This is a genomic window from Kitasatospora sp. NPDC058478 (assembly GCF_042720345.1).
In the GTDB taxonomy this organism is placed as follows: domain Bacteria; phylum Actinomycetota; class Actinomycetes; order Streptomycetales; family Streptomycetaceae; genus Kitasatospora.
This window is the reverse complement of record NZ_JBHXML010000089.1, coordinates 1-16,881: the sequence shown is the minus strand read 5'-3', so window position 1 is coordinate 16,881 and position 16,881 is coordinate 1. Positions and strand designations below refer to the sequence as shown.

Genomic DNA, 16,881 nt, shown 5'->3' with positions numbered 1-16,881 from the left:
CCCACCGGCCGTCACTGACCAAGCACACCGTGTAAGAACAGACACCGCGTACCTAGCGCGCTGCCCGGCAGGCTCCGGCCGCACACCGGCGAGCGCGCCGGAAAGAACAGGTCACCACTCATGCCCACGCGACGGGTCCACCACTTCGCCGCGGCCACCGCCGCCGCCACCGCCCTGACCACCGTCCTCGCCACCCTGGCCGCCGCGCCCGCGGCCCACGCCGCCGACGGCCTGCACGTCGTCCAGCCGGGCGAATCGATTCAGCAGGCCGTCGACGCCGCCCTCCCCGGCGACACCGTCCAACTGCTCGCCGGCACCTACCCCGGCAGCGTCCGCATCACCACCCCGGGCCTCACCCTGCGCGGCGCCGGCGCGGACAGCGTGATCACCCCCGGAGGCGGCACCGAGAACGCCTGCGCCACCGCCGGCCACGGCCTCTGCGTGGACGGCACCGAGGCGGCCCCGCTGCCGGACGTCACCATCGAGACCCTCGCCGTCACCGGCTTCCGCAAGAACGGCATCGACGCCAGCGGCACCACCGGCCTGACCGTGCGCGACACCTACGTCCACGACAACGCCCAGCAGGGCATCAGCCAGGAGATCTCCACCCGGGCCCGGATCGTCGGCAACCGCGCGACCCGCAACGGCCAGTCCGGTGTCTTCCTCGCCAACTACGCCTACCGCGAGGGCGGCGCGCCCGACACCGGGGGCACCGTCGTGGAGGGCAACGAGCTGACCGAGAACCGGGTCGGCGTCACCGTCCGCCGACTGCGCGGGCTGGCCGTCCAGGACAACGAGCTCCGCGGCAACTGCGCCGGCGTCTTCGTGGTCGGCGACGAGGGCGTGCCCCGGGCCGGGGACCTCGACGTGCGTCGCAACCGGGTCGTCGCCAACAACATGTTCTGCCCGGCCAACCCGCGGCTGGGCGCCATCCAGGGCGCGGGCATCGTGCTCACCGGGGTCGAGGACACCCGGGTCACCGACAACGAGGTCCACGACAACGTCGGCAGCTCGGACTTCTCCGGCGGGATCGTCCTCTTCAAGAGCGCCGTCGGCGTCCCCAACGCCCGCAACACCGTCGCCGACAACCACCTGAGCGGCAACAGCCCGGCCGACATCGCCGACCGCGACACCGGCGAGAACGCGTTCGCCCGCAACACCTGCGCGCGGTCCGATCCGTCCGGCCGCTGCTGAACCGCGGCACCCGCACCCGGTACGACCCGCCCCCGGCACGCGCCCCCGGCACCCCCGCCCCCGTCGACAAGGAAGACCTCCCATGACCATCGCACCGCCCCCCACTCCCCAGGCCGCGATGCGCCTGCGCGAGCTCGTCTTCGGCGCCGCCTGCGCCGCCGCCGTCCGCGCGGCCGCCCGGCTCGGCGTCGCCGACGTGCTCGGCGACACCCCGACCAGCGTCACCGAACTCGCCGCCGCCCTCGACACCGAGCCCCTGCCGCTGTGCCGCCTGCTGCGCGCGCTCACCTGCTACGGCATCTTCTCCGAGACCTCCGACGACCGCTTCGAGCACACCGAGATGTCCCGCCTGCTGCGCGAGGACGCGCCCAACTCGCTGCGGTACATCTCCCTCTGGTGCACCGAGCCGTGGACCTGGGAGGCCTGGCCCAAGCTGGACGAGGCGGTCCGCTCCGGCCGCAACGTCTTCCCCGAGCTGTTCGGCAAGGAGTTCTTCGACTACCTGCACAGCGACGCGGGCGACTCCGCGAAGGTCTTCGACAAGGCGATGACCGCCTCCAGCCGGCAGTCCGCCCACGACCTCGCCGAGTACCTGGACCTCACCGGCGTCGACTCGGTGGCGGACATCGGCGGCGGCCAGGGGCACGTGCTGGCCAGCCTGCTGGAGAAGCACCCGGCGCTGCACGGCACCCTGCTCGACCTGCCCAAGGTGGTCGCCGGCGCCGAACCCCGGCTCCAGGACGGCGGTGCCTTCTCGGCCCGCGCCCGGCTGGTGCCCGGTGACTGCCGGGTGGAGATCCCGGTCCGCGCCGACCTCTACATCATCAAGAACATCCTGGAGTGGGACGACGAGAGCACCCGCCGCACCCTCGCCAACGTGGTCGCCGCGGCCCGGCCCGGCGCCCGCGTCGTGGTGGTGGAGAACCTGGTCGACGACAGCCCGTCGATGCGCTTCACCACCGCGATGGACCTGATGCTGCTGCTCAACGTCGGCGGCGCCAAGCACTCCAAGGAGAGCATGGTGCGGCTGATGGAGGACGCCGGACTGGACGTCGCGGACGTCCACCCGGTCAACCCCTACCTGCACGCCTTCGAGGCCACCGTGCGCGGCTGAGCACCGGCCCTTACGCGAACGACCGCCGTCCCCCAGGGAGTTGGGGGCGGCGGTCGTTCGCGTTGCCGGTCAGGCCGGGTGCGAGGAATCCAGGTGCGCGAAGACCACCACGTTGTCCGAGTAGTCCTTCTGGCCCTTGTCGTACGCACCGCCGCAGGTGATCAGCCGCAGCTGGGCGTCGGGCGTCTGGCCGTACACCTTGTCGTCCGGGAAGGCGTTCTTGGGGAAGGCCTCCACCGAGTCCACCGAGAACACCGCGACCGTGCCGTCCGCGCGCCCCACCTCGATCTGCTGGTCCGGTTGCAGCTGGCTCAGCATCACGAACACCGCCGGGCCCGTGGTGGTGTCCACGTGCCCGGCGACCACCGAGCTGCCGAGCTCGCCCGGGGAGACGCCGTCCCGGTACCAGCCGACCAGGTTGTCGTCGTCCGGCGGCGGCGCGGTGAGCTGGCCCTCCGGATCGAGCGTCAGCTCGGTGAACGGGGCGTCGACGCCGATCTGCGGGATCCGCAGCCGGGTCGGATTGGCACGGCCCAGCGACGGTGGCGCGGGGGCAGGGTCCTCGGCGGCCTCCGCAGGGGCCTCCGCGGGGGCGTCCGTGGGGGCGTCCGCGGGGGTGGTGGCCGGTGGGGACGGGCGGGGGGTGGCCGGCGCGACGATCGCCGGGGGACGGGTCATGCGGGACGCCGAGTTGGCTCTCGGCGTGGTGTCGACCGAGTTGTACATCAGCAGCAGACCGACCGCCGCCGCACCGATGCCGGTGCGCAGCAGTCGGGACATTCCAGGGACGGGACCGCCCATCGCTCCTCTTTCTCCATTCCCATGCGCAGCCGGGCCGGTGACGGCCCGAAAAGGTCCAGAAGGTCCAAAACGACCCGCCGCCCCCGTGCGCGCCGCCCTGGTGGGGAGGCGCGTGGGGGCGGCGTCAGATGCCGGACGTCAGATGGTGGCGCCGGTGTTGCGGCGGTTGCGGCGCAGCGCGTACGCGCCGGCCCCGAGGCCGCCGATCAGGAGGACGGCGCCGGAGGCGAGGCCGCCACCGGACAGCGTGGTGCCGGTCTCGACCATCGCCAGGCCGCCACCGCCGGCGTGCACGCCGCCGTGCGGGCCCTTGCGGCCGTGCTCGCCACCACGGCCGTGCTCGCCGCCGCGGCCCTCGCCGCCCTTGTCGCCGCCGCGACCCTCGCCGCCCTTGTCGTCGCCACGGCCTTCGCCGCGGCCGTGCTCGTCGCCACGGCCTTCGCCGCGGCCGTGCTCGTCGCCACGGCCTTCGCCGCGGCCGTGCTCGTCGCCGCGACCCTCGCCGCGGCCGTGCTCGTCGCCGCGACCCTCGCCGCGGCCGTGCTCGTCGCCCCGGCCTTCGCCGCGGCCGTGCTCGTCGCCCCGGTCGTCGCCGCGACCGTGCTCGTCGCCGCGGTCGGACTGGTCCTGCGAGGTGAGGCTCTTCGCCTGGTCGGCGGAGCCGTCGGCGAAGGCCATGGGGGTGCCGACGGTGAGAACGGCGGCGACAGCCGCCCCGGCGAGCAGAGTGCGTGCAGAACGCATGAGGTTGATCCTTCCGATACACAGGCCCGCGATCGCCGGCACGGCGCCGGACAAGGGAATTCGTGGGAACTGCGTCTGATTCACCGTCAACCACCGCGACGTCCGCCGCCACCGGAGAGTGGCGACTTGGGTACGGACTGTGCTCGATTCGAGTGGAGTCCCGGCCCGGTTCACCCGGGTGCCCCAGTGAGACGGGTGAAAAGGATTCGCGGCGGTCCGGGCCGAGTCGGTCCTGTGCTGACGGCGTGTCGGTCCGTCCCGAAGGCGCTGACGCCGCGTCGGGCGGGTCCGGGACGATGCTGACGCCGCGTCGGGCAGGCCCGGGAAGGCGCTGACGCCGCGTCGGGCGGCTCGGATGGTGCTGACGTGCCGTCGGGCGGGCGTGGGTGGCACTGACGCCGCGTCGGGCGGGCTCGGGCGGCGCTGACGCCACGTCCGGTCGATCCGGACGCACACGTGGGCCCGCCCCCGGCGGATGGCCGGGGGCGGGCCCAGGACGAGCGGGACGGGTGGGACGGGGTCAGCGGTCCCAGCGGTAGAACTCGTGCGCCATGGCGTCCTTCGGCTCGCGCCAGGTGGCCGGGTCGTAGGCCTGGACGAAGGCGGTCAGCTGGTCACTGACGGACCGGAACTCCGGGTGGCCGATGACCTTGGCGACGGCCGGGCCCGGCGGGCGGTCGGCCTCGATGAGGTGCAGGTAGACGTCGCCGAACTGGAACAGGCTGCGGCCGGTGACGCCGATCAGGTGCGGCAGTTCACCCTGGTCGGACGTGGCGAACACCTCGGCGATGTCCGGTGCCGCCTCCGGCTTCATCCGGGCGACGATCAGGGCGCGGTGCATCCCGGTCACCGCTCCGCCGCCCGCTTCTCGACCTTCTCGCGGATCAGCTCCAGCTGGATCCGGGAGTTGCGGTTGATGTGGTTGACCATGCCGTGGTCGTCGACCGGGGCGGTGGGCTTCATCGCGAAGTCCTGGATCCAGCGCATCCTCGTCCCGGCCGGGACCTCCGCGTACTCCCAGCGGATGTCCATGAACTCGAACGGGCCGGGCTCGACCCGGCGGGCGCGCACCGCGAGCGAGGACTTGTCGGTGGTGCGCTCGGAGACCCAGCTCCACACCTGGCCGTTCTCGTCCGGGTGCATGGTGAGCCGGAAGCGGACGCTGTCGCCGTCGCGCTCCAGCACCTCCACCGAGGCGTACTCGCTGAAGAGGTCCGGCCAGTTCTCCAGGTCGTTGGTGATCTCCCAGACCAGGTCGAGGGGGGCGGCGATGACGATCTCGTTGTCGGTGTGTCCGGGCATCTCAGGCACCAGCTTTCGGGGAGAGGAGGGAGGTGTTGACGAGCTCCAGGAACTCGGCCGGGGTCTTGGCGGACTCGGCGCCCGAGGTGACCTTGAGGCCGTGCCGGTTCTCCAGTTCGCCGACGACGCCGAGCAGGCCGAGCGAGTCGACGCCGAACTCGTCGAACTGCGCGCCCGGACGCTCCAGGTGGAGCGGGTCGACGGTGACGCCGGCCCGGGCCTGGATCAGGGCGGCCAGCTCGGGATAGCTGAGGGTGTTGCTCACGGGGTGTCCCTTCGGTGGAATTGCGGGTGCGGTCTCAGGGCCGGTCTCCGCACCGGAGCACCAGCGCGGAGTTGGAACCCATCAGCCCGCGGCTGAGCACCAGTGCGGTGCGCAGTTCGGCCGGACGGGCGCGGCCGGTCACCAGGGCGAGGTCGTGGCTGACCTCGGTGACGTTCGGGGTGGGCGGCAGCACGCCGTCCTCCATGGCCAGGACGGCGGCCGCCACGTCCAGCAGCGGCGCGCCGCAGTAGGCCCGTCCGGTACCGGACTTGGGGGCGGTGACCGGGACGCGTTCGGCCGCCGGGCCGAGCGCGTCGGCCAGTGCGAGCGCCTCGGCCCGGTCGGCGGCCGGGACGCCGAGCGCGTCCGCGAAGACCACGTCGATCTCCTCGGGCGCGATCCTGGCCTCGTCCAGCGCGATGCGGATCGCGGCGGCCAGCCCCTCGCGGGACTCCTCCCAGCGGGAGGCCCCGGTGAAGGTGGAGCCGTGTCCGGCCAGGTGGGCCCGGACGGCGGCGCCGCGCCGCCGGGCCGCCTGCTCGTCCTCCAGCAGCAGCATCGCGCCGCCCTCGGCGGGGGCGAAGCCGCAGGCCTGCGCGGTGAACGGCAGATAGGCCCGGTCGGGCTGCCCGGCGAGGCTGACCTCCGGGTAGCCGAGCTGGCAGACCATCGAGTACGGCGCCAGCGGTGCCTCGGCGGCGCCGGCCACCACCGCGTCGGTGCCGCGCTCGATCGTGCGGGCCGCGTGCGCGAGCGCGTCCAGGCCGCCGGCCTCGTCGCTGGCGACCACCCCGCACGGGCCCTTGTAGCCGCCGCGGATCGAGATCTGGCCGGTGCTGGCCGCGTAGAACCAGGCGATGGACTGGTACGGGCCGACGAACTGCGGCCCCTGGCCCCAGAGCTGCTGGAGCTCGCGCTGGCCGAACTCGCCGCCGCCGGAGCCGGCCGCGGTCACCACCCCGACCGCGAAGGGATGTTCGGGGTCGGGGTGGAACCCGGCGTCCGCCACCGCCAGGTCGGCGGCGGCCATCGCGTAGTGCGTGAACCGGTCGGTCTGCACCAGGTACCGGCTGTCGATCGCGGCCCGCGGGTCGAAGTCCCGCACCTGGCCGGCGACGCGCAGCGGCAGCCCGTCGCAGCCCTCGCGGGTGATCCGGTCGAGGACGCTCACGCCCTGCCTGGTGGCCTTCCAGAAGGCGTCGGCCCCAACGCCGTTCGGCGCCACCACGCCGAGGCCGGTGACCACCGCCCGGCGGCCCTGCTGACGTGACGTCATGACACTCACCCCGTTCTGTTGAGCACGACGGCGGACTGGAATCCGCCGAATCCGCTGCCGACCGAGAGGATGTGGCTCAGCGGCAGCTCGCGCGCGGTGCGCGGCACGTAGTCGAGGTCGCACTCCGGGTCGGGAGTCTCGTAGTTGGCGGTCGGCGGCACCACGCCGTGGGCCAGCGCCAGGGTGCAGGCGACCACCTCGATGGCGCCGATCGCGCCGAGCGAGTGCCCGACCATCGACTTGATGGAGCTCATCGGCGTCCGGTAGGCGTGGGCGCCGAGCGAGCGCTTGACGGCGGCGGTCTCGTGCCGGTCGTTCTGCTTGGTGCCCGAACCGTGCGCGTTGACGTAGCCGACGTCGGTGCGGTCCACCCGGGCGTGGGCGAGCGCGTCGTCGATCGCCCGGGACATCTCCAGCCCCTCCTGAGTGAGGCCGGTCATGTGGTAGGCGTTGCCGAAGGTGGCGAAGCCGCCGATCTCGCCGTAGATCCGGGCGCCGCGGCGGCGGGCGTGCTCCAGTTCCTCCAGCACCAGGACGGCGCCGCCCTCGCCGAGGACGAAGCCGTCCCGGTGGGCGTCGAAGGGCCGGGAGGCGTGCTCCGGGTCGTCGTTGCGCTCGCTGGTGGCCTTGATGGCGTCGAAGCAGGCGACGGTGATCGGCGAGATCGGCGAGTCGGAGGCGCCGGCGATGCAGATGTCGGCGCGCCCCTCCTCGACGGCCTGGAAGCCGTAGCCGATCGCGTCGAGGCCGGAGGTGCAGCCGGTGGAGACGGTCTGCACCGGGCCGTGCGCGCCGGTGCGCTCGGCGACCGTGGAGGCCAGCGTGCTGGGCGCGAAGGCCCGGTGCAGCTGCGGTTCGGCCCGCTGGTGGTCGACGTCCCAGCGGGCGCCGCCGGCGCTGACCAGAGCGTAGTCGTGCTCCAGTCGGGTGGTGCCGCCGACGGCGGTGCCGAGCGAGACGGCGATCCGCCACGGGTCCTCGGCGGCCAGGTCCAGGCCCGCGTCGGCGATCGCCTCGTCCGCCGCGACCATCGCGAACTGCACGTAGCGGTCGGCCCGCTGGATGTCCGCCGGGCTCAGCCCGTGGGCCGCCGGGTCGAAGTCGACCTCGGCGGCGATCCGGGAGCGGAACCCGGTGGGGTCGAAGAGCGTGATGCCCCGGGTGGCGGTGCGGCCGGCGGTGAGGAGCTCCCAGAACGCCCGGACCCCGACCCCGCCGGGCGCGACGACGCCGATCCCGGTGACGGCGACGCGCCGGGTCACGAGGCCACCTTGGCGTGTTCCGGCGGCCCGGCGGCGCCGGTCTCCTCGGTGTCCACGTGGCCGAGCTCGGGGCGGGGGGCGAGCGGGCCGAGGTGGAACACCATCCGGGCCTCGGTGTCGCCGACGTTGCGGAAGCGGTGGCGCATGTTGATCGGGATCATCAGGCCCTGGTTGGGCCTGATCGGACGGCTCTCGCCGTCCAGGTCCACCTCCAGGTCGCCGCTGACCACGAACACGAACTCCTCGGAGTACGGGTGGTAGTGCTCGCCGATCCGCTCGCCGGGCTGGACGATCGCCAGCCCCATGAACCCGCTGGTCGCCCCGCAGGTGGTCGGGGTGAGCATGGCGCGCAGGTCGCCGCCGCGCCGACGGTTCTCCGGTGCCTCGTCGACGTGCACGATCCGTGGGTACTGCGTGGTCATGGTGTTTTCCTCCGAGAGATGCGGCTGGTTCTTCAGTTGTCCTGCGAGCTGCGGTCGGTGACCGGGTTCATGGCGCGGGCGGCGAGGGCGGCGGCGAGCCCGGTGGCGGTGCGCAGGTCGCCCTGCGGGCCGAGGTCGAGCAGCCGGCCGAGCGCGGCGGCCTCCTGGTCGCCCGCCACGCCGAGGGCGGCCGCCGGGTCGGCCTCGGCCGGCACCCGCAGGTCGACCAGGCGCACCACCACGTCCGCCCGGTGGAACACGGTGCTGGCCGCGACCGGGCCGGTCGGGTCGGCGGTGGCGAGGTTGTCGTAGTCGGCGAGCAGCTCGGCGACGGCCTGCCCCTCGCCCGGGCGGACGGGGTACAGCACGGCGTTCCGGTGCAGCCGGGCGGAGGTCGGGGAGCTGGCGATCGCCTGGTGCTTCGCCGGCAGCGCGGCCCGGGCGAAGAAGGCGCGCGCGGCCTGCGGGTCGCCCAGCTGGCGGGCCTCCTCCAGGTACGGGTTGATCGCCTCCTCGACGGCCCGCACCTCCGGCTGCATCGCCACGTGGCGCAGCGCGTCGCCGAGGTTGCCGACCACCTCGACGGCCCGGACCACCCGGTTGCCGTGCATGAACAGCGAGGTGCGGCGCAGCCGGGTGTGCTCGTCCACCTCGGCCCGGGGCGAGGCGTAGCCGGACAGGATCCGGGCCACCTCGTGCTCGCTGCCGGGCTTGACCGTGAAGGTGAGCGCGTGCCGGACCACGCCGTCCGGGCCGGGCTCGGCCTTCGGCGGGCCGACGTGCCCGGCGGGCTCGGTGCGCGGCAGGCCGGGCGGCACCTCCAGCGGGGCCCGGGTGCCGGTGGAGCCGGCCGCCGAGGTCTCGCGCAGGATGCCGTAGCGCAGCGAGCGGAAGTTGTCGCTGACGCAGCCGTGCATCGGCTTGACCATCTCGCGGTGGGCGGGGCTGTCCACCCACTCCAGGAAGGTGTCCTGGTCCTCCCACTCGCTGGTGATCAGCCACTGGCGGGGGTCGTTGATCGACTGGCACAGCTGGTCGCTGACATGGCCGGGCACCGAGGCCACCTGGTGGCGCAGCTGCTCGTAGACGTCGAGGAAGCGCTGCTGGGCGCCGTCCTGGATCTCCAGCATCAGTACCACCCGGAGCCGGGTGTCGGAGTCGGCCTGCTGCTTCCGCTGCGGTTCGGACAGAGTTGTCATGGTCCACTTTCTGCTCTGGGCCGCACGTTGCGGGCCGCGGTGGGCCGCGTCCGGGGGGTGCTCCCGGCTTGGGAGGGCGGTGCGACGGCGATCGGCCCGGTCGGTCGGCGCCAGGCCTGAAGTCGATCGTGAGCGGCGTACCGGGGTGCCGCGATATTTGCGGGCCATCCGGGCGAAGAGGCGGCACAAGCACCCTCGGGCGGGGGATGGAAGAGCGGGGCCCCCGGTCGTGCGGTCGCGTCGAGGGCGGCCCCGATCCCAGCCACCGGTCCGCTGAATCCCCTGACAGGGCGGAGCAATTGATGAATCCGAAGGTTGACGACCGGGTGCCGGTCCTGATCGTGGGAGGGTCGCTGGTCGGGCTGTCGGCCTCGCTCTTCCTCGGCCGACTGGGTGTCAGGCACCTGCTGGTCGAGAAGCACGCCGACACCTCGCATCACCCGCGTGGCCGAGGCAACAACGTCCGCACGATGGAGCTGTACCGGGTGGCCGGGATCGAGCCGGCGATCCGCGAGGCGGCGTCGGTCCTCGCCCCGAACCACGGCATCCTCCAGGCGCCCTCGCTGACCGGCGCCGAGCAGGAGTGGCTGTTCCGGGAGATCGACCCCGGCGGGCGGCTCGCCCGGTTCAGCCCCAGCTCGTGGTGCCTGTGCAGCCAGAACGACCTGGAGCCGGTGCTGCTGCGCGCCACCCGCGACCTCGGCGGCGACGTCCGCTTCAACACCGAGCTGGTCTCCTTCGAGCAGGACGCCGAGGGCGTCACCTCGGTGCTGCGCAGCCGGGAGACCGGCGAGGAGCGCCGGGTGCGCTCGGACTACCTGATCGCGGCGGACGGCCCGCGCAGCCCGGCCCGCGAGCGCCTGGGCATCGGCCAGAGCGGCCAGGGCGAGCTGTTCCACAACGTCAGCATCACCTTCCGCGCCAAGCGGCTGGCCGACGTGGTCGGGGACCGGCACTTCATCGCCTGCTACCTGACCAACCCGGAGGCGGACGGCGCGCTGCTGCCGGTGGACAACCAGGAGGAGTGGGTCTTCCACGCGCCCTGGCACCCCGAGCACGGTGAGCCGCTGGAGGCGTTCACCGACGAGCGCTGCGAGCGGCACATCCGCACCGCCGTCGGCCTGCCGGAGCTCGACGTCGAGGTGACCGGCCGGGCGCCCTGGCACGCCGCCGAGCGGGTGGCCGAGCGGTACGGCGCCGGGCGGGTCTTCCTCGCCGGGGACTCCGCGCACGAGATGTCGCCGACCGGCGCGTTCGGCTCCAACACCGGCATCCAGGACGCGCACAACCTGGCCTGGAAGCTCGCCGCGGTGCTCTGCGGGTGGGCCGGGCCGGAACTGCTGGAGACGTACGGGCAGGAGCGGCGCCCGGTCGCGCAGGTGACCAGCGAGCGGGCCTCGGCCCGCTCGGCCGAGCACAGCCACCCCGGGTACGCGGTGGTGCCGGGTGCCGGGCGGCAGACCGGGGTGCTCGGGGTGGCGCTCGGCTACCGCTACCCGGTGGGCGCGGTGACCGGGACGGACCCGGCGGGCGCGGTCGTCCCCGAGAAGTTCGAGTCGGCCGGGGAGCCGGGCAGCCGCGCCCCGCACCAGTGGCTGCTGCGGGCGGGCGTGCGCCTGTCCACGCTGGACCTGTACGAGCAGGCGATGGTGCTGCTCACCGGCCCCGAGGGCGCGGCCTGGCAGGCCGGGGCGCGGCGGGCGGCCGACCGGCTGGCCGTCCCGCTGGACGCCTACCGGATCGGCGGCGGCGCCGAGGACGACCTGGCGCCGGAGCCGGGCGCGGACTTCGCGGAGCTGCACGGGATCGGCCCGGCCGGCGCCGTGCTGGTCCGGCCGGACGGCTTCGTCGCCTGGCGCTCGACGGGCGCGGCGGACGACCCGGAGACGGAGGTCGCCGGGGCCCTGCGGGCGGTGCTGAGCCTGTAGGGCGTGGCCGACAACGGGACCTGCCCGCCGGTTTCGCAACCGGCGGGCAGGTCTTCGTGTGGGGGGACGGATGCGGCCGGAGCCGCCGTCCGGCGGCCGTCGGTCAGGGTGCGGCGAGGTCGGACGGGTCGGTGTTGGCGCCGCACAGGAGGACGGCGACCCGCTCGCCCTCCGCGTGGTCGAGGGCCGCCAGGGCGGTGGAGGCCGCGTACTCGACGGCGATGCGGTGGTCCTCCCAGAGCCGGCGGCGGGCGCGCACGATGGCCTCGTCGTCGACCAGGACGGACCGGACGCCCTCGTGGCGGGCGGCGTGGACGGCGAGGGCGGTGGCGCGGCGGGCGCCGAGGGCGTCCTGGGCCACGGAGGACACCGGGACGTCGACGGGGTGGCCGGCGGCGAGGGCGGCGTGCAGGGCCCGGCTGCCCTCCGGCTCCACCGCGACCACCCGGACGCCGTGCTCGCGGGCCGCGACGGCCACCCCGGCGAACAGCCCGCCGCCGCCGACCGACACCACCACCGTGTCCAGCCCGGGGACCCGGGCGCGGATCTCCTCCAGCACGGTGCCCGCGCCGGCGGCGATCAGCGGGTGGTCGTAGGCGTGCGAGGCCAGCGCCCCGCTGCCCGCCGCGAACTCCTCGCAGGCCGCCAGCGCCTCCGCGTACTCCCGGCCGACCAGCCGCACGTCGGCGCCGTACGAGCGCAGCCGCGCCAGCTTCACCGGGGAGGCCGTCTCGGGCAGGAACACCGTGGCGCGCGCGCCGAGCTCGCGCGCCGCCCAGGCGCAGGCCAGCCCGGCGTTGCCGCCCGAGGCGATGGTGACCCCGGCCTCCGGCAGGGTGCCCGCCTCGGCGTGCGCGAGCAGGAAGTTCTGTGCGCCGCGGGCCTTGAAGCTGCCGGTGTGCTGAAGGAACTCCAGCGCCAGCCAGATCCGCCCGTGGTCGTCCCCGGGGGCGACCACGACCGGCCGCACCCTCCCGGCGATCCGCTCACCGGCGGCCTTGACCTCGTCGTACGTCAATCGGTCCATCGTGCCTGCTCCTCAAGCCGGGTGCGTCGCCTCTGGGCTTGACGGTACGTCGCGGGCGCGGGACGAGGAAAGGATCACGGTCGGGCGGCACCGGGGCGGGGCCCTGGTGCCGCCCGACCGGGGCGCGGGAGGAGGTCGCCAGGGCCTAGGGAACCGGGCGGAGGGTGACCGGTCTGGGGGTGAGGGCGCGCAGCACCAGGTCGATCCGGATCCTGGCGGCCCCGGCGCGCTGGAGGGCGGCGGCGACCGCCCGCAGTTCCTCGGGGCCGGTGCAGGCGAGGCGGAGCTCCAGGTCGGCGTCGCCGGCGAGGGAGAGTCCGCCCTGGACGGCCGGGTGCTCGGCCGCCAGCCGGTCGAAGTCGAGCGGGACCGGCCCGTAGCTGACCCGGGCGAGCGCGTGCAGCGCCCGGGCCGGCTCGGGTGGTTCCGGTTCGGGGTCAGGGTCCTCGGGGACCAGCTGGAGGGCGGTCACCGGTGCTGGAGCTGTGCGGTCGGGGCGGGGGCGAGCGGGGTGGCGGGTGCGGTGACGGGTGGGGCGACCAGGCGCGGGTCGAGGACGAGGGTGTCGATGCCGAGGGGGGCGGTGAGTGCGCGCAGGGCGGGTTCACCGAATTCGGTGAAGGCCTGGTCCGGCCCGAAGAGGGCGGCGAGCGACTCGGGGCTGGAGAAGCCGACGGCGCAGCGGCGGCCGTCGCGCAGGCGGAAGAGGCGGAGGGCGGTGGTGGTGCCGGTACTGGAGACGGTGACCGGAACGTGCCAGACGACGCGGGCCATGCGAGTGCTCCCGGGTGGGGTGGTGGTGCCTGCCGGAACTGCTGCTTCGACGCTAGGCCGGGTTCCGCCGGGCGTCGCCGGTCCTGACGCGGCGTTGACCGAATGAGGTGGTGCGTTGACGCACCCCTGACGGTCGGTTCACCCGAGTGGACTAAACCACTCCCTATCATTACGTAAACATCCCTATCGGATGGTATGTTTCCTGCGGATGAGGACGTTCGAGAGGATGGTCGCAGGTGGCGCAGTACTACTCGGTGGAACAGGTGGCCGAACTGCTCGGCCTGCACGTGCGCACCGTCCGCGGCTACATCCGCGACGGCCGGCTCGCCGCGACCAGGATCGGCAAGCAGTACCGGATCGCCCGTGCGGACCTGGAGGCCTTCACCGGCGCCCCGGCCGCCCCGCCCGCACCCGTGCCCGGTGCCGGCCCGCGGCGCGCCGAGGTGTCCGCCGTCGTCCGGATCGAGAACGTCGACCGGGCCGCCGCCGACCGGCTGTCCAACGCCGTGCTGGCCGCGATCGCCGGCCCGCGCGAGGGCGGCTGGCCGCTGCACGTCGAGACCGTCCACGACGAGGAGCGGGAGACCCTGCGGCTCGTCGTCCTCGGCGATCCGGCCGACACCGCCGCGCTGCTCGGCATCGTCCACACGATGACCTCGTCCATGCACTGAGACCTCGTCCAGGCGCCGGCGCCGGCCGCGCCGGATGGCGTCGGTCACACCGGATCCGCATCGGGATCCGCATCGGATCCACAGCGAACCCACATCGACCAGGGAGAACGGCAATGTCCGAGCAGTACGGCACGACGGTCCTGCGGCTGCCCGCCGAGGGCGCGCCGATCCGCGAGGAGCAGGACGCCATGGACGTGATCGGCGACGCGTTCGGCCGCGGCGCCTCCTGGGTGGTCGTCCCCGTCGCCCGGCTGCACCCGGACTTCTTCACGCTGCGCACCCGGGTCGCCGGCGGCATCGTGCAGAAATTCGTCAACTACCGCGTCGGCCTGGTGGTCCTCGGAGACATCGCCGACCACGTCGCGGCGAGCGACCCGCTGCGCGACTTCGTCCGGGAGAGCAACCGCGGCCGACAGCTCTGGTTCCTCGCCGACGAGACGGAGCTGGCGGCCCGGTTCGCCGAGGTCTGAGCGTTCTCCGCTTGCCCCGCACCCGCCCCGGGACCACGGTGGAGCTGACCGTCGGCGCGCCCCCGGGGCACCCGGCGCACGCTCCGGGGCGGGGGGAGGTGGAGCTAGGGGGCCGTGACGAGATATCTTGACGTCAAGACGTTGGAGACGTGAAGCGGAGTACCGATGACTGACTCGACCATCATCTATACGCACACCGACGAGGCTCCGGCCCTGGCGACCTACTCGTTCCTGCCGGTTGTCCAGGCATACGCCTCGACGGCGGGTGTGCGCGTGGAGACCCGCGACATCTCCCTGGCCGGGCGGATCATCGCGAGCTTCCCGGAGCGTCTCGCCGAGGGCCAGCGGATCGAGGACGCCCTCGCCGAGCTGGGCGACCTCGCCAAGACCCCGGGCGCCAACATCATCAAGCTGCCGAACATCTCGGCGTCCATCCCGCAGCTGAAGGCCGCCGTCGCCGAGCTGCAGGCGCAGGGCTACGCGCTCCCGGACTACCCGGACGACCCGCAGACCGACGAGGACAAGGACGTCCGCGCCCGTTACGACAAGGTCAAGGGCAGCGCCGTCAACCCCGTCCTGCGCGAGGGCAACTCGGACCGCCGCGCCCCGGGCTCGGTGAAGAACTACGCCAAGACCCACCCGCACCGCATGGGCGCCTGGTCGGCCGACTCCGAGACCAACGTCGCCACCATGGGCGAGAACGACTTCCGCTCCACCGAGAAGTCCGCCGTGATCGCCGCCGACGGCGCGCTGCGCATCGAGCTGGTCGCCGAGGACGGCAGCGCCACCGTGCTGCGCGAGCGCGTCCCGGTGCTGGCCGGCGAGGTCGTCGACGCCTCGGTGATGCGCGTCGCCGCCCTGCGCGAGTTCCTGACCGCCCAGGTCGAGCGCGCCAAGGCCGAGGGCGTGCTGTTCTCGGTCCACCTCAAGGCCACCATGATGAAGGTCTCCGACCCGATCATCTTCGGCCACGTGGTCCGCGCCTTCTTCCCGAAGACCTTCGCCAAGTACGGCGAGGTGCTGGTCGCCGCCGGTCTGGACCCGAACAACGGCCTCGGCGGCATCCTCAACGGCCTGGACGGCGTGCCGCACCTGGGCGCGGAGATCAAGGCCTCGTTCGAGGCCGAGCTCGCCGAGGGCCCGGCCCTGGCGATGGTCGACTCGGACAAGGGCATCACCAACCTGCACGTCCCGAGCGACGTCATCGTCGACGCCTCGATGCCGGCCATGATCCGCACCTCCGGCCACATGTGGGGCCCGGACGGCCAGGAGGCCGACACCCTCGCCGTGCTGCCGGACAGCAGCTACTCCGGCGTGTACCAGGCCGTCATCGACGACTGCCGCGCCCACGGCGCCCTGGACCCGGCCACCATCGGCTCCGTCCCGAACGTCGGTCTGATGGCCCAGAAGGCAGAGGAGTACGGCAGCCACGACAAGACCTTCGAGATCGCCGCGGCCGGCACCGTCCGCCTCGTCGACGCCGAGGGCAACGTGGTGCTGGAGCAGGCCGTCCAGCCGGGCGACATCTTCCGCGCCTGCCAAACCAAGGACCTGCCGATCCAGGACTGGGTCAAGCTGGCCGTCACCCGCGCCCGCGCCACCGGCGACCCGGCGGTGTTCTGGCTGGACGAGAACCGCGCCCACGACGCCGTCCTGATCGAGAAGGTCAAGAAGTACCTGCCGGAGCACGACACCACCGGCCTGCAGATCGAGATCAAGTCCCCGGTCGAGGCCACCACGTTCTCGCTGGAGCGCATCCGCCGCGGCGAGGACACCATCTCGGTGACCGGCAACGTGCTGCGCGACTACCTGACCGACCTGTTCCCGATCCTGGAGCTGGGCACCAGCGCCAAGATGCTGTCGGTCGTCCCGCTGATGGCGGGCGGCGGCCTGTTCGAGACCGGCGCCGGCGGCTCCGCCCCGAAGCACGTCCAGCAGCTGGTCAAGGAGAACTACCTGCGCTGGGACAGCCTCGGCGAGTTCTTCGCCCTGGCCGCCAGCTTCGAGCACCTGGCCACCAGCACCGACAACGCCCGCGCCCAGGTGCTGGCCGACACCCTGGACCGCGCCACCGGCACCTTCCTCAACGAGGACAAGTCGCCGAGCCGCCGCCTCGGCGGCATCGACAACCGCGGCAGCCACTTCTACCTGGCCCTGTACTGGGCCCAGGAGCTGGCCCAGCAGACCGCCGACGCCGAGCTGGCCCAGGCGTTCGAGGGCCTGGCCAAGGCGCTCGGCGAGCAGGAGACGACCATCGTCGACGAGCTGATCGCCGTGCAGGGCTCGCCGGTCGACCTCGGCGGCTACTACCAGCCGGACCCGGCCAAGGCCGCGGCGGTGATGCGCCCGTCCAAGACCTTCAACGAGGCGCTCGCCAACCTCGCCTGATCCCAGGGGAGTCGAAGCACCGGGAGGCTCCCGGGTCCGGTACC

At 73.6% G+C, this 16,881-nt stretch carries 18 protein-coding genes; 6 read left to right on the top strand and 12 right to left on the bottom strand.

Annotation, left to right across the window (positions count from 1 at the left end; all coding sequences use genetic code 11):
- Positions 1–120: 120 nt before the first annotated feature.
- Together ACFWPT_RS35840 and ACFWPT_RS35835 are read left to right on the top strand one after the other, a co-directional pair.
- Positions 121–1,194 (top strand): nitrous oxide reductase family maturation protein NosD, encoded by a 1,074-nt coding sequence (locus ACFWPT_RS35840; protein WP_380486958.1) that lies wholly within the window; start codon positions 121–123, stop codon positions 1,192–1,194.
- An 82-nt stretch (positions 1,195–1,276) separates the two neighbouring features.
- Positions 1,277–2,308, top strand: coding sequence for a methyltransferase (locus tag ACFWPT_RS35835; RefSeq protein WP_063350289.1), 1,032 nt, complete (start codon positions 1,277–1,279; stop codon positions 2,306–2,308).
- Positions 2,309–2,377: 69 nt separating this feature from the next.
- On the opposite strand, the gene ACFWPT_RS35830 is transcribed toward ACFWPT_RS35835, so the two are convergent.
- From ACFWPT_RS35830 to ACFWPT_RS35790, 9 genes are all read right to left on the bottom strand, one after another.
- The gene (locus ACFWPT_RS35830) at positions 2,378–3,088 is read right to left on the bottom strand and encodes a class F sortase (RefSeq protein ID WP_380372213.1); all 711 of its coding nucleotides are present in this window, start codon (positions 3,086–3,088) and stop codon (positions 2,378–2,380) included.
- Positions 3,089–3,247: 159 nt separating this feature from the next.
- Positions 3,248–3,853: a hypothetical protein gene (locus ACFWPT_RS35825; RefSeq protein WP_063350291.1), complete on the bottom strand. Its 606-nt coding sequence runs from the start codon at positions 3,851–3,853 to the stop codon at positions 3,248–3,250.
- Between the two features lie 520 nt (positions 3,854–4,373).
- Positions 4,374–4,694: a TcmI family type II polyketide cyclase gene (locus ACFWPT_RS35820; RefSeq protein WP_063351612.1), complete on the bottom strand. Its 321-nt coding sequence runs from the start codon at positions 4,692–4,694 to the stop codon at positions 4,374–4,376.
- 5 nt (positions 4,695–4,699) lie between these two features.
- Positions 4,700–5,155 carry an SRPBCC family protein gene (locus tag ACFWPT_RS35815; protein ID WP_063350292.1) on the bottom strand — a complete coding sequence of 152 codons (456 nt, stop codon included), beginning with the start codon at positions 5,153–5,155 and terminating at the stop codon, positions 4,700–4,702.
- Between the two features lies 1 nt (position 5,156).
- Complete coding sequence (locus tag ACFWPT_RS35810; protein WP_063350293.1) at positions 5,157–5,420, bottom strand: acyl carrier protein; 264 nt, start codon at positions 5,418–5,420, stop codon at positions 5,157–5,159.
- A 34-nt stretch (positions 5,421–5,454) separates the two neighbouring features.
- Positions 5,455–6,696, bottom strand: a complete 1,242-nt coding sequence (locus ACFWPT_RS35805; RefSeq protein ID WP_063350294.1) for a beta-ketoacyl synthase N-terminal-like domain-containing protein — start codon at positions 6,694–6,696, stop codon at positions 5,455–5,457.
- A gap of 5 nt (positions 6,697–6,701) precedes the next feature.
- Positions 6,702–7,958 (bottom strand): beta-ketoacyl-[acyl-carrier-protein] synthase family protein, encoded by a 1,257-nt coding sequence (locus ACFWPT_RS35800; protein ID WP_380486955.1) that lies wholly within the window; start codon positions 7,956–7,958, stop codon positions 6,702–6,704.
- Positions 7,955–8,380: a cupin domain-containing protein gene (locus ACFWPT_RS35795; RefSeq protein WP_350879141.1), complete on the bottom strand. Its 426-nt coding sequence runs from the start codon at positions 8,378–8,380 to the stop codon at positions 7,955–7,957. Before ACFWPT_RS35795 ends, ACFWPT_RS35800 begins: the two co-directional genes overlap by 4 nt.
- Before the next feature lie 32 nt (positions 8,381–8,412).
- The gene (locus ACFWPT_RS35790) at positions 8,413–9,579 is read right to left on the bottom strand and encodes a SchA/CurD-like domain-containing protein (RefSeq protein ID WP_380486953.1); all 1,167 of its coding nucleotides are present in this window, start codon (positions 9,577–9,579) and stop codon (positions 8,413–8,415) included.
- Between the two features lie 206 nt (positions 9,580–9,785).
- On the opposite strand from ACFWPT_RS35790, the gene ACFWPT_RS35785 reads away from it, so the two are divergent.
- A complete protein-coding gene (locus ACFWPT_RS35785; RefSeq protein WP_380486951.1) occupies positions 9,786–11,507 on the top strand; it encodes an FAD-dependent oxidoreductase in 1,722 nt (573 codons plus the stop codon).
- A gap of 103 nt (positions 11,508–11,610) precedes the next feature.
- On the opposite strand, the gene ACFWPT_RS35780 is transcribed toward ACFWPT_RS35785, so the two are convergent.
- The 3 genes from ACFWPT_RS35780 to ACFWPT_RS35770 all read right to left on the bottom strand — a co-directional run bounded on the left by ACFWPT_RS35780 (position 11,611) and on the right by ACFWPT_RS35770 (position 13,308).
- Positions 11,611–12,534: a serine/threonine dehydratase gene (locus ACFWPT_RS35780; RefSeq protein ID WP_380486949.1), complete on the bottom strand. Its 924-nt coding sequence runs from the start codon at positions 12,532–12,534 to the stop codon at positions 11,611–11,613.
- 145 nt (positions 12,535–12,679) lie between these two features.
- On the bottom strand, positions 12,680–13,006 hold the full coding sequence (locus ACFWPT_RS35775; RefSeq protein WP_063350300.1) for a hypothetical protein: 327 nt from the start codon (positions 13,004–13,006) through the stop codon (positions 12,680–12,682).
- Positions 13,003–13,308, bottom strand: coding sequence for an SAV_915 family protein (locus tag ACFWPT_RS35770; protein ID WP_063350301.1), 306 nt, complete (start codon positions 13,306–13,308; stop codon positions 13,003–13,005). Before ACFWPT_RS35770 ends, ACFWPT_RS35775 begins: the two co-directional genes overlap by 4 nt.
- Before the next feature lie 236 nt (positions 13,309–13,544).
- Here ACFWPT_RS35770 and ACFWPT_RS35765 point away from each other — a divergent pair, with 236 nt between their 5' ends.
- From ACFWPT_RS35765 to ACFWPT_RS35755, 3 genes are all read left to right on the top strand, one after another.
- Complete coding sequence (locus ACFWPT_RS35765) at positions 13,545–13,979, top strand: helix-turn-helix domain-containing protein (protein WP_380380978.1); 435 nt, start codon at positions 13,545–13,547, stop codon at positions 13,977–13,979.
- A gap of 113 nt (positions 13,980–14,092) precedes the next feature.
- Entirely contained in the window at positions 14,093–14,449 is a 357-nt protein-coding gene (locus ACFWPT_RS35760) for a DUF4180 domain-containing protein (protein WP_063350303.1), read from the top strand.
- A 165-nt stretch (positions 14,450–14,614) separates the two neighbouring features.
- Positions 14,615–16,837: an NADP-dependent isocitrate dehydrogenase gene (locus ACFWPT_RS35755; protein ID WP_063350304.1), complete on the top strand. Its 2,223-nt coding sequence runs from the start codon at positions 14,615–14,617 to the stop codon at positions 16,835–16,837.
- Positions 16,838–16,881 lie beyond the last annotated feature (44 nt).